We start from the raw sequence: 15,645 nt of genomic DNA on the forward strand, positions 1-15,645 counted from the left end.
GCTCTCCTTTCGCAATCTCTACTAATCATGTGCTCTTTTTCTTGCAAAGAATGAACGTTTCTTGGGAAGCTGCCCAATCATATGAGTCAGAATATGAGCAAAAACCTTATCCATCTGCGGTTCCCGATCGAATGGATCGATATGTAAAGGTAATCCGTATACACTGGAAGTGTCCAACGTTTTGCGTATGTGTTGAACGGCTTCAGCTGCTGCAAGTGGCAGGCAGTAGATCCATTTGTCTCGCGGGTACCGGTTGTGTGAACGGACAAAAGATCCAATCTCCGCTTGTCTCCATTCAGCACCGGAACCTATAACAATGGGCAAGTCGGCTCTGAGAAACTCTTCAAGCCGGTTCTGATCCTGACCACTGCCCAGATCCATCACAATGAACTGGTAGCTGCCTCCCAATAAAGACAGGATGTCTGCACGTCCCGATTGTTTCCAGTAATGTACACCATCCACTGCAAACTGTCTGCCGGCTGGCACTGGTTTACCCATATAAGCCACTTGTTGAATACGAGCAAATGACTGAGACCTGGGAGACATCTCGATTACGGCCACTTTGAAATTCTGCCGTTCCAGGTAGTGACTGATGGCTATAGCCGTATGCGTTACCCCAACACCGGATGATGCGCCCGTCAGAGCGATCACTCTGGTTCCTCCGCTTATGGTCACCGTGGTTTCTGCACCACCAGCTGCTATACCCGGTCTGCGCAGCAGTTCCTTGCGGACTTCATCTGCAGATTGAAAACGCTCATTCGGATTCAGGCGCAGTAACCTTCGCACAACTGGGAGATAGGTACGTGGAACATCACTGCGAATGGAGCTCTCCACTCCCTGAATCCATTCCGTATAAGCTCCACAAGTCATAAGATAGAGCAGCAATGCCCCAAGCCCGTACAGGTCTGAACGCGCATCCGTCTGTCCTGAGCCATATTGTTCAGGTGCAGCGAAGCCCGCCGTTCCCAATTTAACCGTATCATCAACTTTTTGTGCTTTATAGCTCCTCGCTATTCCAAAATCAATCAGTCTGACTTCATGTTCCGGTGTAATCATAATGTTAGATGGTTTCAAATCCCGATAGATGACAGGCGGGTCCAGACTATGCAAATAACTCAATACATCCAGCAACTGAAGTACAAACTCTGTCATATGTTCAAGCGGAATCTTTCCACGACATTGCTTGAAATAATCACTTAATGTTAATCCCTCAATGTACTCCATTACAAGATAGGTGTACCCGTGCTCATCCGGAACAAAAAAATCTACAATTTGCGGCAATCTGGGATGTCGCAGAGATGTCAGGAGAGCAGCTTCTGACTCCATACTGCCTTCATATGGCATCGCCGTCACACTTTCCTTGATCGCCCAGGTTTTGCCTGGCAACTTCAAATCCTCTGCTTCATATACATGACTCATTCCACCCGAACCCAGAATGGACACGATACGATATCTTCCTCCCAGCAGGCTTCCGTGCTCGAGCCTGGCCGGATGTCTCATATGGACCCCTCCTTAGTTACATAACAAAAAAGGGAAAGCTTCACCGAAGCGGAACAGACCGGATAACCGGACTCGTTCACCTTCGGGATGCTTTCCCTCAACTTGTTATGGTTAATATTGCTATCATTATAGTATAGGCAATGAGGTATTGTAAAGCATAAAGTTTAATGCCTTTAATAACTTAATATTTAATCATATATAGCGTGATTTCTTCACGGTTGTGGAACAACTGCTTGGAGCGTTGAATTTGCATTCTCGAGCGCTCAAATGTGTCGATGACTTCCTTAATCAACGCGAGCGGCTTCTTATGCAGCAACTTCACCGTAACAACTGCTGTTCCTCCCGATTGAAGGCTATATAACAGGTCCGATACAAGGCGGCTCATCAACTTCGGACTCCAACTCATATCACATACAAGCAGATCGAACTCTCCTTCGCGGAAGCGTACATCGCCTGCGTTTTTTTTCAAAAAGGTCAGTTTGGGCGATTGTAGCAGGGACGCATCCATCTTAGCCGGATCAACCGCTGTAACTTCAAGCCCGCGCTCAAGCAGAAAAGAAGTCCATCCACCAGGTGCAGCACCGATGTCCAGTGCTTTGTGAAAAGAAGTAAAGTCGATGCCAAATGTCTGCTCCGCTTCAAGCAATTTGAACTTGGCCCGGGAGATCTGTCCGTCCTCCTTCTGAAAACGAACTGCCCCCCCACTCCAGTCAGACAAATTTTGTTCAGGCTTGGATACTCCGGCGTATATCATGTCATTCGAAACAAAGACAGATATCACATATTCCGCATCACGAACAACCCACTCACAGCCAAGATCATCCAGCTTCTCGGTCAAGAGCTGTTTCAAAGAAGCCGCATTTTCCTGCCAGAAGGCCCCTTCAGTTTTACGAACTTGTAATGCAACATTCGTGCCTGTTAATTCAGTATGGTTGAGCACAAATGAAATTAACTTTTCCATCGCTTGCGCTGAATCTTCCGTGTTTTCCTGAAATTGAACAGGCTGAATATGACGTAAAAACGTTGGGTTAGCCTGCAAAAGCGTAATCGGCACCTCTTCTTCGGCAATCGGAAGACCGGCAAGCAGTATTTCACCCGGTACGAGTACCGTGCTCTTGACTGCACCAAACGTACGGCGCAATTCCTCCTGAGCGTAGGGTGCAAAGCCATGGTTGGCTGTGCAGATAAAACGGGAGAAGTCTCCTTCTCCCCAAGATGACTGTGTACTCAAATTGTGTTACCCTCCAGAACGTACGCGGATCCAGGGACGTCCATTATCCCACTGGATATCAACTGGAACATCGTACGTATGCTTAATTGTTTCTTGTGTTAAGACTTCATGTTTGGGACCTGCCGCAGCAATACGTCCATCGCGGATCAATGCCACATGTGTGAACAGTGGTACGATCTCTTCGACGTGATGAGTCACATAAACGACAGTGATATTACGCTTATGCAGCCGATCAATTTCGGCCAACATTTTCTCGCGTTCATACAGATCAAGGCCGGCACAAGGCTCGTCCATAATAAGCAATTTGGGATCTGCCATCAGTGAACGAGCCAGCATTACTTTTTTACGCTCCCCTTGAGAAAGGGTGCCTAGCGGATGATTAGCCAATTTTGCAAAGCCCATTTCATCAAGCAGACTCATTGCTTTGGCCTTCACATCGTCCGGGATCGTTTGATAGAAACGCAAAAAAGCATAAGCTCCTGTTGCAACCACTTCCCATACCGGATCACGTAGCGTCAGTTTTTCAATCAAGGTCTGACTGATATAACCAATGTCTTTACGAACCTCCCGAACGTCGCACTGACCATAGAGATTGCCCAGTACTTCAATGCGCCCCTGACTTGGAAACATATATCCATTCATCATTTCAAGCAGCGTTGTCTTGCCCGATCCATTGCGTCCGAGAATGGCCCAGTGCTCACCTTCCTTGATATGCAGATGAACGTCATCCAGAATCTGATTATCTTCCCGTCTAAGAGATACATGCTCCATCGAGATCATACTCATTTTACCACCGCCTTTCGGATTTCCCCTAGCAGATGCTCGACAGAGTTCATACGATAGACCATTTTGGGCACATCATGTTCACCATCAAACAACATAACCGCAGGTACACTCGAAATCTGAAACTGCTGGACCAGTTCAGGTATATCGTGAATATTCATCTCAGTCAAAATTCCCTCAGGCAGTAAATGCTCGGCAATTTCCAGCATTCGACGTGCTGCTCCGCAAGTTCCGCAGAGCGGGGTATAAATAAATACAGCCTGAGGCATGCCTTCCCATACACCGCGCATTAACATTTTGGTCGTAATCGGCCTCATCCGCTTTCTTCTCCCGAAGCAACACGAAGCATTACCTCCCCAGACATCGGACCATTATGGACCGTAACAGAGTCTGGTTTATTGCTGTATAACAATTCGTACATCTGACGTTTGCCATACATGCTGGACGTGTGCAAATAGATCTGTCGCGGGAATAAACCTTCCCGGACGATGGAAGCAGCAACTTCACCGCCATTCGGGGAATCCGGACCCAGTTCATAATCCAGGGATAAAATGTCCACTTCACCTTCCCTAAGCAGCATTAGGCATTCTTCTGCATTGGTAGCCAGAACAAATCCTTTTGGACAAGCTCGGTAATCATCCAAAAAAACATGCATTACAATCGCTCCTCTCCCCATTTAAAGCCAGGAACGCATGAGCTCAATGTCACCGCGGTGTGTTCCATCTTCGCCTGATTCGGTCTCCAGCACAACTACAGCTTGCTGAAACTCGGGCGCACATAACAGTTCCTGCATCGCTTCTTTTCCTATATAACCCTGTCCGATCCGTGCATGTCTGTCCTTGCATGAACCGGATGGATATTTCGAATCATTAAAGTGAACAGCCGCAAGAGCATCCCAGTATCCCAGCAGTCTGCCTTTCTCCAGCATCGATGCCTCATTGCCTGTCGTCCACATGCCTGAAGCAAAAGCATGACACGTGTCAAAGCAAAAAGCAATATGCTCGGGATACCGGCTTAGCTTGCGAATTTGTATCAATTCTTCCATCGTCGTACCCATGGGACCATGATCTCCAGCCTGATTTTCAAGCAGAACCTTTGCCTGTCCATCCCACTCCGCTAATGCGGTATCCAGACAGGATATGAGATTCTGATATCCTTCGAGTGGTTCATTGCTCTTGAGATGTCCAAAGTGAACTACAGTCCCAACCGAACCGCAGGCATCTGCAATGTGCAGATCATTACGTATCGATGCGATGGTAGCATGAAAACCCGCCTCTCCTCGGGTTTTGCCCAAAGCCGGATTCGTGGGGTAGGGTGAGTGAGCAATCGAAGCAAGACCCTGCTTCTCACACCAATCCCGACACTGTTCAGCATCTTTGAGGTCCAGTTCTTTCAAGCCAAGGCTCCGAGGGTTCTTTGGAAAATATTGAAATGCCGTAGCCCTCATCTCATATGCCCGCTTGGCTGCCTGAAGAAATCCGCCTCTGGTGCTGACATGTGCCCCTATTCCGCTTTTAGGCCTCATGCTGGCAATCCGGACAGAAGAAAGCCTTCTTACCCGTAATTTCCACGCGTGCTATCGTTCCCCCGCAGCGAGGGCAAGTTTCCCCTTCACGATCATACACCCGGCACTGCTCATCATAACTTCCCGTCTTGGTATCTCCCTGCATCAACGGCATTTCCATATAACCGCCTTCCGATGCAGCTTCTCGCAACACGGATTGTACCGCATGGTACAAACGCGCTGTTAGCTCAGGCGAAGCAGCAATATTTTGCGTCTTGGAGCTTGGTCTCAGGCCTGCTGCAAATGCAATCTCATCCGAATAACAATTTCCGATGCCTGCAATAATGTGCTGGTTGACCAGTGTCGTTTTGAGTGTACCCCGACGTCCCTTCAACAGGGCAGCAAAGCGTTCTGTATTCATGCGCCGATCCAAAGGTTCAGGGCCAAAGTCCGACATGGCCTCTTCTGTTTCTTTCGACGTCAGCAGATGCAGATATCCCAAACGAAGCCCAATAAAGAATAAAGTATATTCTCCAAACTGAATCTCCACTTGAGTGGAACGATCAGGCCGTTCAGCTTCCGTGCCCCAGAAAATCATTCCGCCCAACATGAGGTGCAGTACCAGGCGCTTACCATTAGCTAGATGAAAAATCAGATGTTTGGCACGGCGTTCTACAAATATGATACGATTACCTGTCAATTCACGGGTAAACACATCAGGCTCGGCATTAATCGATTTTTCACGATTAACCACCACACCTGTAATTGGTAAATCAAGTATGTTCTCGGACAGCAAGGTCCGGTAGTTTTCCATTTCCGGCAATTCCGGCATCGTTCATCTACCCCTTCTTGGATGCTTGGCCTGTCGTCTGCGACAGCCACTCAATCAGTTTATGCAAATCTTCAAAGACATGATCAGGACGAACCTTGGCCGCCTGGATGTGACTGTCCATGTTATCGCGTGTTGTAATTCCGGTAAGAACCAGAATAGTCTCACAACCCGCTGCTGCTCCTGCCGCAATATCTGTACGCATATTGTCTCCGATTACAGCAACTTCATCAGACTTTAAGTTCAATCGACTAATGGCAGACTTCATAATAATACTTGATGGTTTGCCAATTACGGTAGGGTGAACTCCGGTGGCTGCTTCTATCGCTGCCCCAATTGTCCCCGCTCCTGGTGTAAGACCATCATCAGAAGGAAGCTGTAGATCAGGGTTGGTCAGAATGGATTTGGAGCCGCCATTGATCCAACGAAGTGCCTTGGTCAGTTTATCATAGGAAAATTCACGATCAATGCCTTGTATAACGTACTCCGGTTTATCATCCGTGAGTTTAAGCCCTGCTGCTTCTAGCGCTTGCAACAGTCCTTCCTCTCCGATACAGGCCACTTTCGCGCCAGGAGCTTCTTCAGCCACATATTCCGCAGCTGCCACCGCAGATGTACAAACCTGAGATGCTTCGGCCGGGATACCCATCCCCTTCAAATGATCTGCCACACCTTGGGGGGTACGCGAAGAATTATTAGTCACAAACAAATAAGGCATGCCTTGTTCATTTAATGTCCGAATAAGCTCATCGGCTCCTTCAATACGATGTCTGCCATGATAGAGTGTACCATCCAGATCAATCAGGTAGGCCTTAATCATATACAGCACTTCCCTTCTTTTATCCCATTAACATTTCATGTCCTTAACCATTTACCTTGAACTTCGATGCCGATCTATGTATACAGTAAAAAAAATGGATTGCTCGCATCTGCACGCAACACGTCGAACTGAATCGAACATGGACGCTTTACCCCGCGCGCCTTCTGTACAAGCTTGTCATTTCCTGCGCTTTCCCGGAAAATAATTTGAATCATTTCCCTGCTCATATTGCCCATCCTACACGCTTTCCAGCCAGATTGCAAAAGGGACCTCGGGAGTAACTTCCCCTCAGTCCCGTGCAATTAACGGCTTCTTCTCCCGTCGTGTTTGACTGTACTGCTTCGCACATCCATCATTAGGATTCACTCTTACGGTGAACAACTGGAATAAGCTCGTGTTCAATCGCAAGTTTTGTATTCGGGAATATCGATTGCGCTTCTTCCAGAAGTGGCTGCAACTGATCTTCATCTTTGTAGCGGGAGCTAAAATGGGTCATGATCAGCTGTCCTGCATCTGCTGCTCTCGCCGCCTCGGCCGCTTGCTTCGAGGTACTATGATAGTATTCATGAGCCGTATCAGCCAAATCATGCAGAAACGTAGCTTCGTGTACGAGGACATCCGCATGACGAGCTAGTGGCTGTACATTGTCACATGGGCGTGTATCCCCCAAAATGGTAACGATCATTCCACGCTTTGGCGCTCCCAATACATCTTCTGGACGAAGTGAGTCACCGTTGTCTAAAGTAATGGTTTCTCCACGTTTCAAACGACCAAATAACGGCCCAGGCTTCAAGCCATACTCAGCCAGTTTCGCAGGGTCCAGACTACCTGGACGATCCTTCTCGGTAATTCGATACCCATAACTGTCGATACGGTGTTCCAGCAACGCTGATTCCACGATAAAGGTCTCATCTTCAAAAAGCACTCCACCTGTATGTTCTATAATGCTTAGATCATAGTTTAGACGTGACTGGCTAAGTTCCATCGTAGTCATGATCATTCGTTCAGTGCCTGGCGGACCATACACCGTTAACGGTGTAGTGCCACCTTGATACGCTCTGCTGGAGAGTAGACCCGGAAGTCCAAATACATGATCTCCATGAAGATGGGTTATGAATATTTTCTCCAATTTGCTCAATTTAAGCGGAGAACTTAAAATCTGATGCTGAGTTCCTTCCCCGCAGTCAAACAACCACAATGCTCTGCGCTCATCCAACATACGCAGCCCTATAGACGTTACATTCCGCTGAAGCGTAGGTACACCAGCGTTAGTTCCCAGGAAATATAGTTCCACTCTGGATCGCACCTCTTTCTGTTGCCAGCAAAAAGCCTCCGACAATGCGGAGGGCTTTGCCTGACATTTTACTTTTATGCCTTATCTACGTTAAAATACTTCGCTTGCGGATGACTGAAAACCATCGCCGATACAGATGCTTCAGGTTCCATCATGAAACCTTCAGTCAGCTCCACACCGATATCCTCAGGCTGTAACAACTTGAACAACGGTCCTTGGTCCTCCAAATCAGGACAGGCCGGATATCCGAATGATACCCTTATTCCCTGATAGCGTGCTCCATGACGTTGCTTCATGGTCATCTGGGCTGGATCAGGGAATCCCCAGATATCTCTCATCATATGATGAACCCGCTCGGCTAATCCCTCTGCTACTTCAAGCGCTACGGATTGCAGAGCATGTGAACGAAGATAATCGCCTTGATCCTTCCAAGCAGTTGATAATTCTCTTACACCGTGTCCGGCTGTTACAACCATGAAACCAACGTAATCCATTTGTCCGGATTCTACCGGCTTCAGGAAATCAGACAGGCACAGGAAGGGTTCAACTTTTTGGCGCGGGAACGTGAATGTATGCAAGATATTGCTCGTATTCTCAGGGTCATAGACGATGACACTATTACCGCTGGACTGGGCCGGGAAGAAACGATACATGGCATGCGCCTGAATAATTCCGTCACGTACAGCCTCCTGCATAATATCATCCACTACCGCTTTCAGATCAGTTGCTTTCTGATCACCCGACGCAAGCAACTGCTCTACAGAGCCGCGCAAACCAAGATGATGCCCGAGCAACATCTGCATGTTCACATACGGTAATATGTGTGACAACGGATAGTTTCGCAAGACATGTCGGTCCAGATCCGGCGGAATAAGAACCGGATTGTCGATTGCGATATCCGAACGCTCTACCCGAGTAAGCTCGGGAAGTGGTTGTACATTTTCTGCACCTGAAGCGTCAGCCTCTTTTTCAGCCTCCATCTCAAGTTGCATCACTTCACGCGTGCTTGGATTCATCAGCTTGTTGGCCAGATCCAGGCCGTCCATGGCATCTTTTGCATAGACAACCATTCCGTTATATTCGGGACGTATACGGTTTTTGGTGAATTTACGTGTCAATGCCGCCCCACCAACCATAATAGGTACATCAATACCTGCTGTTCGCAAATCCTGAGCGGTAAGAATCATCTGCTGCGCCGATTTAACCAATAGACCGGATAGACCGATCGCATCAACTTTTTCTTTTCTATACGCCTCGATAATTCGCTCTGGTGGTACTTTTATACCCAAATTGATGATCCGGTAACCGTTATTGGAAAGGATGATCTCCACCAGGTTTTTGCCGATGTCGTGTACATCGCCCTTCACCGTCGCTAGGATGATCTTACCTTTTACTGACGTCTCGTTCTTCTCCATGAACTGCTCTAAATAAGCGACAGAAGCCTTCATGACCTCCGCGCTCTGCAACACCTCTGCCACGATCAGCTCATTGTTGTTAAACAGTCGCCCTACTTCTTCCATCCCCCGCATCAGGGGACCATTGATCACTTCAAGCGCTGTATACTTGGTGAGTGCCTGCTCCAAATCGGGCAGCAATCCTTCTTTACTTCCCTCAACAACATATGAAGCGAGACGTTCTTCTAGCGAAAGGTTCGAAATTTTTTCTTTTTTCTCGACCTTTTTATTACGAAAGGCGGCAACGAAAGCGGCCAGTGTTTCGTCATTTGTATTGTATAACAGCTCTTCCGAGAGTCTGCGCTCTTCCTCCGGAATAGAAGCATAACGCTCCAGCTTCTCTGTGTTAACGATGGCATAATCGAGACCCGCTTTGGTACACTCATACAAAAATACAGAGTTCAACACTTCACGCCCTGCTTCAGGCAGACCAAATGAAATGTTGCTAATGCCCAGTATGGTATGACATTCAGGCATTGCTTCTTTAATGACACGAATACCTTCAATCGTTTCTTTGGCCGAACCGATATATTGTTCATCGCCCGTACCCACCGGAAACACCAGGGTATCAAAGATCAGATCTTCTGCTTTTAGTCCATATTTGTTCACCAGCAAATCGTAAGATCGCTTGGCTACCTCCAGCTTGTCCTCACGGCTAATCGCCTGTCCACGTTCATCAATCGTTCCGACAACGACAGCACCGCCGTATTTATGCAACAATGGAGTGACCAGCTCGAACTTTTCCTCGCCGTCCTCAAGGTTAATGGAGTTAATTATCGCTTTACCTTGTGAGTATTGCAGTGCAAGGTCAATGACAGCTGCATCTGTCGTATCAATCATGAGTGGTACCTTTACTTTTTTGACAACCAGTTCAAGGAACTTCTCCATATCTTCGGCTTCTTCACGGTCCGGGTCCTGAACACAAACGTCGACAACATGTGCCCCATTTTTTACCTGAGCCCGAGCAATTTCCGATGCTTCTTCATATTTCCCTTCAACAATAAGACGCTTGAATTTCCGTGATCCAAGCACGTTCGTACGTTCCCCAACCATATATGGGCGATTGTTCTGTTCAACGTATACTGGATCAATTCCCGACAATGCTGGTGGATGTGTTCCGTTCATTTCTCTTGGAGGGTACTTGGCAAGTGTATCCCGCATTGCCCGAATGTGCGCAGGAGTTGTTCCACAACAGCCACCCGCGATGTTCAACCAGCCCTGTTCGGCAAAAGCACCGATCTTCTGAGCAAGCGAATCAGGGGATTCATGGTAATTACCGTTCTCATCCGGAAGACCTGCATTTGGATAACAACTTACCGCAACTGAAGCCATCCCGGATAGCGATCGAATATGGTCGCGCATGAATTCCGGACCTGTAGCACAGTTTAGTCCCACTGAAATTGGGTTAAGGTGTTCTAGGGATATATAAAAGGCCTCAATGTTCTGACCAGCTAGTGTTGTACCCATCGGTTCGATCGTTCCTGAGATCATCAAAGGAAGCTTGATACCACTTTGCTCGAATGCTTGTTGAATTCCAATGCTTCCTGCTTTTACATTAAGAGTATCTTGTGAGGTTTCGAGCAGCAGCGCATCAACGCCTCCCTCAATTAAAGCAAGCGCTTGCTCGAAATAACTGTCGATGAGCTCCTGAAACGTTACTCCGCCTGTTACAGACAGCGTTTTGGTTGTAGGTCCCATGGCACCCACCACATAACGCGGAGACTCCGGTGTCGAAAATCGATCCACGGCTGCTTTTGCAATTCTGGCTGCTTCGAGATTGATTTCACGTGCACGGTCTTGAATGTCGTATTCAGCAAGTACAACAGATGTTGCACCAAACGTATTCGTCTCAATTAAATCTGCACCGGCTTCCAGATATTCTTCATGAATACGCTGGATTAGCTCTGGACGTGTAAGTACAAGCATTTCATTACATCCGTCGAGGTCTTCTCCGCCAAAATCTGCGCCTGTGAGATCAACCTGTTGAATCATGGTCCCCATTGCACCGTCGAGGATTAATATTCGTTGTTTTAATGCATCATGTAGGCTAAGCTTATCCAATATCGTCACCCCCGCAAAACGTTAAATCTTAGTTTAACAGAAACTACCTTAATGTGAAAGATCGGTTTTGGTCCGTCACGTGGCGGGTTTATATGAATGTGCGATGATTTTGCGAATCGACAAAAACAGAACATTCCGATATAATAGCAATTAAACCAAGTGGAAAAGAGGGAAAGAACATGGCTGAAATTGTAATCCGAAATACGAACGAACGTATCACTGGAGACGAAAATGTTCGAAATTTCTTAAACAAATATGAAGTATTATATGAAAAATGGGACGCATCCAAATTAAACACAGATCTACAAAATAACTTTGGACTCACGGATGAACAAAAAGAAGAAGTACTCAAAACATATGACTATGAAATCAGAGACTTGGCCGCACGTCGCGGGTACCAAATCTGGGATGTAATTACGTTGTCTGAACAAACTCCAGACATTGAAGAGAAGCTTGCCAAATTTGAAGAAATTCATACGCATGCTGAAGATGAAATCCGTGCAATTGTAGCCGGCAAAGGAATCTTTGTCATTAAAGCTACAGATGATGTAGGTTACTTTAATGTAGAATTATCTCCTGGAGACGTTATCTCGGTACCTGAGAATACGCCACACTTCTTCACATTAATGGAGAACAAACAAATCATTGCGGTGCGTCTGTTTATTGAAAAAGATGGCTGGATCGCAGATCCATACCCGGATCCTACTTTTATTAAACAAGCATAATAAGCAAATTCTATTATGTGCACAACAAACCCCTGTCCATTTCGAACAGGGGTTTGTTCATATTGAGATCGTATACAACATTTGATATTCATATAAAATAATGCGGATATTTTGCTTTCATCTTCTCTTGTTCTACAACAACAAGTCTAAGATGGGCTTCCATAACCTGAACAGCTTGATCCGTCTTACGTTCCGTGATGAGCCGGTAAATCTCTTTATGTTGTGAAATAATCACCTCCGCATCGGAATCTTCAGACAGCCGTAATAAACGAAGGCGATTAAAGGGCATATTCAATTGCTGCAACATTTTCCACGTTCTCATTTTCCCTGTGCCCTGAAACAATATCTGGTGAAACTCTTCATCCAGTTCAAAAAGACGATAGAAATTATTTTTCCCTATACATACTTCCTGCATGGCAATATTGGTCTCGAGTCTGAATCTGAATTCTTCCGGAAAAGATGCACAAGCCAGCGTGACAATTTCCTTCTCCATTTTCTCTCTCATAAACCGGCCTTCTTCAACATGTTCTAAATTAATATGGGAGACAATGGTTCCACTCTGTGGGATGATATCAAGTAATTCTTCTTCAGCAAGCTTCATGAACGCTTCACGTACTGGTGTTCTGCTCACTTGCAATTCATCCGCAATTTCCTTCTCGGAAATCTTTGTACCGGGCTCAAGTTCAAGGTGCAGAATGCGTTCCTTTATCAGATGGTATGAATAAGCCCGGGTTGAACCTCTAATCTTTTGATTAAGTGACATTCCTTAACCTCTTCCTCTCAGCCGTATTCCTCCATATTAGCACAATTTGCCGCTCCACTAAAATCCTCTCAGTGAAACGGCAATTGAGCAAACTTCAGTTTACAACTATTGTTGCTTACTTTCTTTGTACTTCTTATACGTATCATTGGAAAGCTGCATATACTGAGACAAGCCCTGGCTCTCCAGCTCTTTTACAAATGCATCAAACTCGGAAAGATTACGTTCTCCCAAAATGAATTTAAGCGTATTTTGATCCGAGAAATCTTTGAGTGGTGTGCTAAGCAATGTCACCTGTTCGCGATCGATATCCGAGTAAGGAATTGGCGGTTCGGCAGGGACCACTTCTTTTGTATCTTTCATGTCTTGTTGGAATTTCAGTTCTTCCTCACTAAACATGGATTGCAGCAAATCTGTCGTTCCACCATATGCAAACACACCACCAGAGAAGCCGTAATCTATACGCAAATCTTTCGTGCCCTTCGGATTCAATCCGTTATAATTCACGTCTTCTGCCAGTTTACGAACGCCATCCTTTTTGGTGAAGGTTTCCCCTTCAACACCCCATTTGGCAAATTCCTGACCTTCATCACTATAATATAACCAGTCAATAAATTGCATTGTTGCTTTAAAGTTTTCGCTGTCTTTAATTTTCCCGGAAATCATGACACCGTTTTCAAGTCTGGAGCCAGACATCAGTTGGCCTTTTGGACCACCAGGGACTGTAATTTTGGCGATGGAGAAATTTCCTTCTCCCAACGTTTTGTTCATGTCATTGCGGTGCAGTACTAACGTTTGCGAGTTACCATTAATCATGAATGATTTTCCCGAAACAAATTTTTGAGTAGCCTGGTCATCGTCCTGGGTGAAGCTTTCCTTATCCAGAAGTCCTTCGGATACCAGTTTGTTAAAGTAAGTCAACATATCTTTATATTCCGGTGTTGTAGCCGTGTATACAAATTCATCCTTGTCTGCCTTGTACGTCAGACCATTACCAAATCCCCATCCAGCTTTTGTCCCAAAGCCAATAGCTGCAATACCCAGCGTACTATTGAACTTGAACCGATCTGAGAATGGGATGGAATCCGGGTAAATCTCCTTCAGCTTTTTGGCTGCATTATACAATTCATCCCATGTCTTTGGAATGGCAATGTTATTTTTTTCGAAAATATCAGTTCTAACAATAAGCGTATAATCCGGCCAAACCTCTTCATGTAAACCTGGAAGCACATAATATTTCCCATCTTCTTGCCGAAGGCCCTCAAGCTCATCCTGAAGTCCCCATTTCTCTACTTTATCCTTGAAATTAGGCATCAAGTCAATATAGTCACTCACTGGCAAAATCGCACCAGAGGATACGAAAGCAGATTCTTCACCCGGATAGGTTTTTGGAATAACCAACGGAGCATCTCCTGAGCTGATGAGAAGGGATCTTTTCTGGGAATAGTCACTCATTGGAACGATAGTTGGGTCCAACGTGACACCGGTTTTTTCCGTGATTTTTTGGAACAGAAGCCAATCCTTCTTGTACGGATATGCTGGCTGGTCACTGTAAAGGATAGATAGATTAAATGGCTCAGTGGCTTTAAACGTCTCTCCAACACCATAAGATTCCATAGCCCCCTTGGATTCTGGTTCGACTTTTTCTCCACCAGTTCCGCTGCTACATGCTGCCAGAACGACACTCATCATTGTTGCCAATACCATCTTGCCTACCAGCTTACGTGGTCTCTGTTTCATTCAATTCTCCCCCTGCATGTGGTTTAGATTGGCCTTACCATCGAGATGTTGAACTATATCGGATTAGGATTACTGCTTAACAGATCCCAACATGATACCGGTTACAAAGTACCGTTGAACAAATGGATAAATCGTAAGAATAGGCAAAATGGTCAATACCATGGTGACCGATTTAATATTCGCAGAAATTTGAGTCAAATTGTCTGCTGAAGCACCAGCCGAAGCACCACCAGTCGCTCCTGCAATCATATTGCGCAAGTAGATTGTAACGGGGAACAGTTCCTTTTTGTCGAGATACAGGAAGGCTGGAAACCAGGAATTCCAGTGCCCCACAGCGTAAAACAGAACCATTGTTGCCATGACAGCTTTACTCAGTGGTAGAATGATCCGTAACAAAATACCATACGTATTCAAACCATCGATAGCTGCCGCTTCCTCAAGCTCTTCAGGCATGTTTTCGAAGAATGATTTCATTATTAGCATGTTATAAATACTGATTGCACCAGGGACAACCAATGCCCACATCGTATTATTGAAACCCAGAGAGTTAATGAGGACATAGTTTGGAATCAAGCCGCCACTGAAAAACATGGTGAACACCGCGAACATAGTCAGAAACTTGCGCCCCATTAATCTTTTTTTGGATAAGGCATAAGCGAAAATGGTCGTCATGAACATAGAAATCAGAGTACCTACAACAGTATATATAATTGTATTTTTATAATTGGTCCAGAACATGCTGTCACGAGAGATCGTCTTGTAGGTTTCTACATTAAAGCCTCTGGGAATAATACTTACCTTGCCTGAATTGATGTAAGCCTCGCTACTGAAGGATTGGGCCACGACATTTAGAAATGGATAGAGTGTGATGAACACCACAAGCAGCAAAAAGATAGCATTGAACACTTTAAATACTTTGTATGATTTTGATTCCAGCATATTGC

15 protein-coding genes are annotated in these 15,645 nt (G+C 45.8%); 1 reads left to right on the top strand and 14 read right to left on the bottom strand.

From position 1 onward, the window contains the following. Positions 1 to 21: 21 nt before the first annotated feature. The 11 genes from ACFTRD_RS16200 to metH form a co-directional block, all read right to left on the bottom strand. Complete coding sequence (locus ACFTRD_RS16200; RefSeq protein WP_379381816.1) at positions 22 to 1,500, bottom strand: serine/threonine protein kinase; 1,479 nt, start codon at positions 1,498 to 1,500, stop codon at positions 22 to 24. A 181-nt stretch (positions 1,501 to 1,681) separates the two neighbouring features. Beyond that, positions 1,682 to 2,731, bottom strand: coding sequence for an SAM-dependent methyltransferase (locus ACFTRD_RS16205; RefSeq protein ID WP_379381818.1), 1,050 nt, complete (start codon positions 2,729 to 2,731; stop codon positions 1,682 to 1,684). Positions 2,732 to 2,737: 6 nt separating this feature from the next. Continuing rightward, positions 2,738 to 3,511 carry an ABC transporter ATP-binding protein gene (locus ACFTRD_RS16210; RefSeq protein ID WP_379383083.1) on the bottom strand — a complete coding sequence of 258 codons (774 nt, stop codon included), beginning with the start codon at positions 3,509 to 3,511 and terminating at the stop codon, positions 2,738 to 2,740. Between the two features lie 2 nt (positions 3,512 to 3,513). Next, positions 3,514 to 3,831: a thioredoxin family protein gene (locus tag ACFTRD_RS16215; RefSeq protein WP_192267917.1), complete on the bottom strand. Its 318-nt coding sequence runs from the start codon at positions 3,829 to 3,831 to the stop codon at positions 3,514 to 3,516. After that, positions 3,828 to 4,169 carry a cyclic-phosphate processing receiver domain-containing protein gene (locus tag ACFTRD_RS16220; RefSeq protein ID WP_379381820.1) on the bottom strand — a complete coding sequence of 114 codons (342 nt, stop codon included), beginning with the start codon at positions 4,167 to 4,169 and terminating at the stop codon, positions 3,828 to 3,830. Before ACFTRD_RS16220 ends, ACFTRD_RS16215 begins: the two co-directional genes overlap by 4 nt. A 21-nt stretch (positions 4,170 to 4,190) precedes the next feature. Beyond that, positions 4,191 to 5,039, bottom strand: coding sequence for a deoxyribonuclease IV (locus ACFTRD_RS16225; protein WP_379381822.1), 849 nt, complete (start codon positions 5,037 to 5,039; stop codon positions 4,191 to 4,193). Beyond that, entirely contained in the window at positions 5,029 to 5,850 is an 822-nt protein-coding gene (locus ACFTRD_RS16230; protein WP_379381824.1) for an Fpg/Nei family DNA glycosylase, read from the bottom strand. The genes ACFTRD_RS16225 and ACFTRD_RS16230 overlap by 11 nt, the downstream gene beginning before the upstream one ends. 7 nt (positions 5,851 to 5,857) lie before the next feature. Continuing rightward, positions 5,858 to 6,667, bottom strand: a complete 810-nt coding sequence (locus ACFTRD_RS16235) for a TIGR01457 family HAD-type hydrolase (RefSeq protein WP_379381826.1) — start codon at positions 6,665 to 6,667, stop codon at positions 5,858 to 5,860. Between the two features lie 74 nt (positions 6,668 to 6,741). Further along, a complete protein-coding gene (locus ACFTRD_RS16240) occupies positions 6,742 to 6,894 on the bottom strand; it encodes a hypothetical protein (protein ID WP_376037390.1) in 153 nt (50 codons plus the stop codon). A 128-nt stretch (positions 6,895 to 7,022) separates the two neighbouring features. Continuing rightward, entirely contained in the window at positions 7,023 to 7,961 is a 939-nt protein-coding gene (gene rnz / locus ACFTRD_RS16245; RefSeq protein ID WP_379381828.1) for a ribonuclease Z, read from the bottom strand. Between the two features lie 74 nt (positions 7,962 to 8,035). Continuing rightward, positions 8,036 to 11,476, bottom strand: coding sequence for a methionine synthase (metH, locus tag ACFTRD_RS16250; protein WP_379381830.1), 3,441 nt, complete (start codon positions 11,474 to 11,476; stop codon positions 8,036 to 8,038). Positions 11,477 to 11,655: 179 nt separating this feature from the next. Here metH and ACFTRD_RS16255 point away from each other — a divergent pair, with 179 nt between their 5' ends. Continuing rightward, positions 11,656 to 12,201, top strand: a complete 546-nt coding sequence (locus tag ACFTRD_RS16255) for a cupin domain-containing protein (RefSeq protein WP_192267933.1) — start codon at positions 11,656 to 11,658, stop codon at positions 12,199 to 12,201. Between the two features lie 88 nt (positions 12,202 to 12,289). On the opposite strand, the gene ACFTRD_RS16260 is transcribed toward ACFTRD_RS16255, so the two are convergent. From ACFTRD_RS16260 to ACFTRD_RS16270, 3 genes are all read right to left on the bottom strand, one after another. Continuing rightward, positions 12,290 to 12,964 carry a GntR family transcriptional regulator gene (locus ACFTRD_RS16260; RefSeq protein ID WP_379381833.1) on the bottom strand — a complete coding sequence of 225 codons (675 nt, stop codon included), beginning with the start codon at positions 12,962 to 12,964 and terminating at the stop codon, positions 12,290 to 12,292. 105 nt (positions 12,965 to 13,069) lie between these two features. Beyond that, a complete protein-coding gene (locus ACFTRD_RS16265; protein ID WP_379381835.1) occupies positions 13,070 to 14,701 on the bottom strand; it encodes an ABC transporter substrate-binding protein in 1,632 nt (543 codons plus the stop codon). A 69-nt stretch (positions 14,702 to 14,770) separates the two neighbouring features. Then, positions 14,771 to 15,640: a carbohydrate ABC transporter permease gene (locus ACFTRD_RS16270; protein ID WP_024630394.1), complete on the bottom strand. Its 870-nt coding sequence runs from the start codon at positions 15,638 to 15,640 to the stop codon at positions 14,771 to 14,773. Positions 15,641 to 15,645: the final 5 nt, after the last annotated feature.

Origin of the sequence: Paenibacillus sp. NPDC056933 (genome assembly GCF_042674385.1) — a bacterium.
Classification (GTDB): Bacteria; Bacillota; Bacilli; order Paenibacillales; family Paenibacillaceae; genus Paenibacillus.

Bases quoted from the DNA above. Each gene is read 5' to 3' on its own strand.
- ACFTRD_RS16230 (WP_379381824.1), bottom strand. From the start codon at position 5,850: ATGCCGGAATTGCCGGAAATGGAAAACTACCGGACCTTGCTGTCCGAG.
- ACFTRD_RS16240 (WP_376037390.1), bottom strand. From the start codon at position 6,894: ATGAGCAGGGAAATGATTCAAATTATTTTCCGGGAAAGCGCAGGAAAT.
- ACFTRD_RS16235 (WP_379381826.1), bottom strand. From the start codon at position 6,667: ATGATTAAGGCCTACCTGATTGATCTGGATGGTACACTCTATCATGGC.
- ACFTRD_RS16220 (WP_379381820.1), bottom strand. From the start codon at position 4,169: ATGCATGTTTTTTTGGATGATTACCGAGCTTGTCCAAAAGGATTTGTT.
- ACFTRD_RS16225 (WP_379381822.1), bottom strand. From the start codon at position 5,039: ATGAGGCCTAAAAGCGGAATAGGGGCACATGTCAGCACCAGAGGCGGA.
- ACFTRD_RS16260 (WP_379381833.1), bottom strand. From the start codon at position 12,964: ATGTCACTTAATCAAAAGATTAGAGGTTCAACCCGGGCTTATTCATAC.
- ACFTRD_RS16200 (WP_379381816.1), bottom strand. From the start codon at position 1,500: ATGAGACATCCGGCCAGGCTCGAGCACGGAAGCCTGCTGGGAGGAAGA.
- ACFTRD_RS16215 (WP_192267917.1), bottom strand. From the start codon at position 3,831: ATGAGGCCGATTACGACCAAAATGTTAATGCGCGGTGTATGGGAAGGC.
- ACFTRD_RS16255 (WP_192267933.1), top strand. From the start codon at position 11,656: ATGGCTGAAATTGTAATCCGAAATACGAACGAACGTATCACTGGAGAC.
- ACFTRD_RS16265 (WP_379381835.1), bottom strand. From the start codon at position 14,701: ATGAAACAGAGACCACGTAAGCTGGTAGGCAAGATGGTATTGGCAACA.
- ACFTRD_RS16210 (WP_379383083.1), bottom strand. From the start codon at position 3,511: ATGATCTCGATGGAGCATGTATCTCTTAGACGGGAAGATAATCAGATT.
- ACFTRD_RS16270 (WP_024630394.1), bottom strand. From the start codon at position 15,640: ATGCTGGAATCAAAATCATACAAAGTATTTAAAGTGTTCAATGCTATC.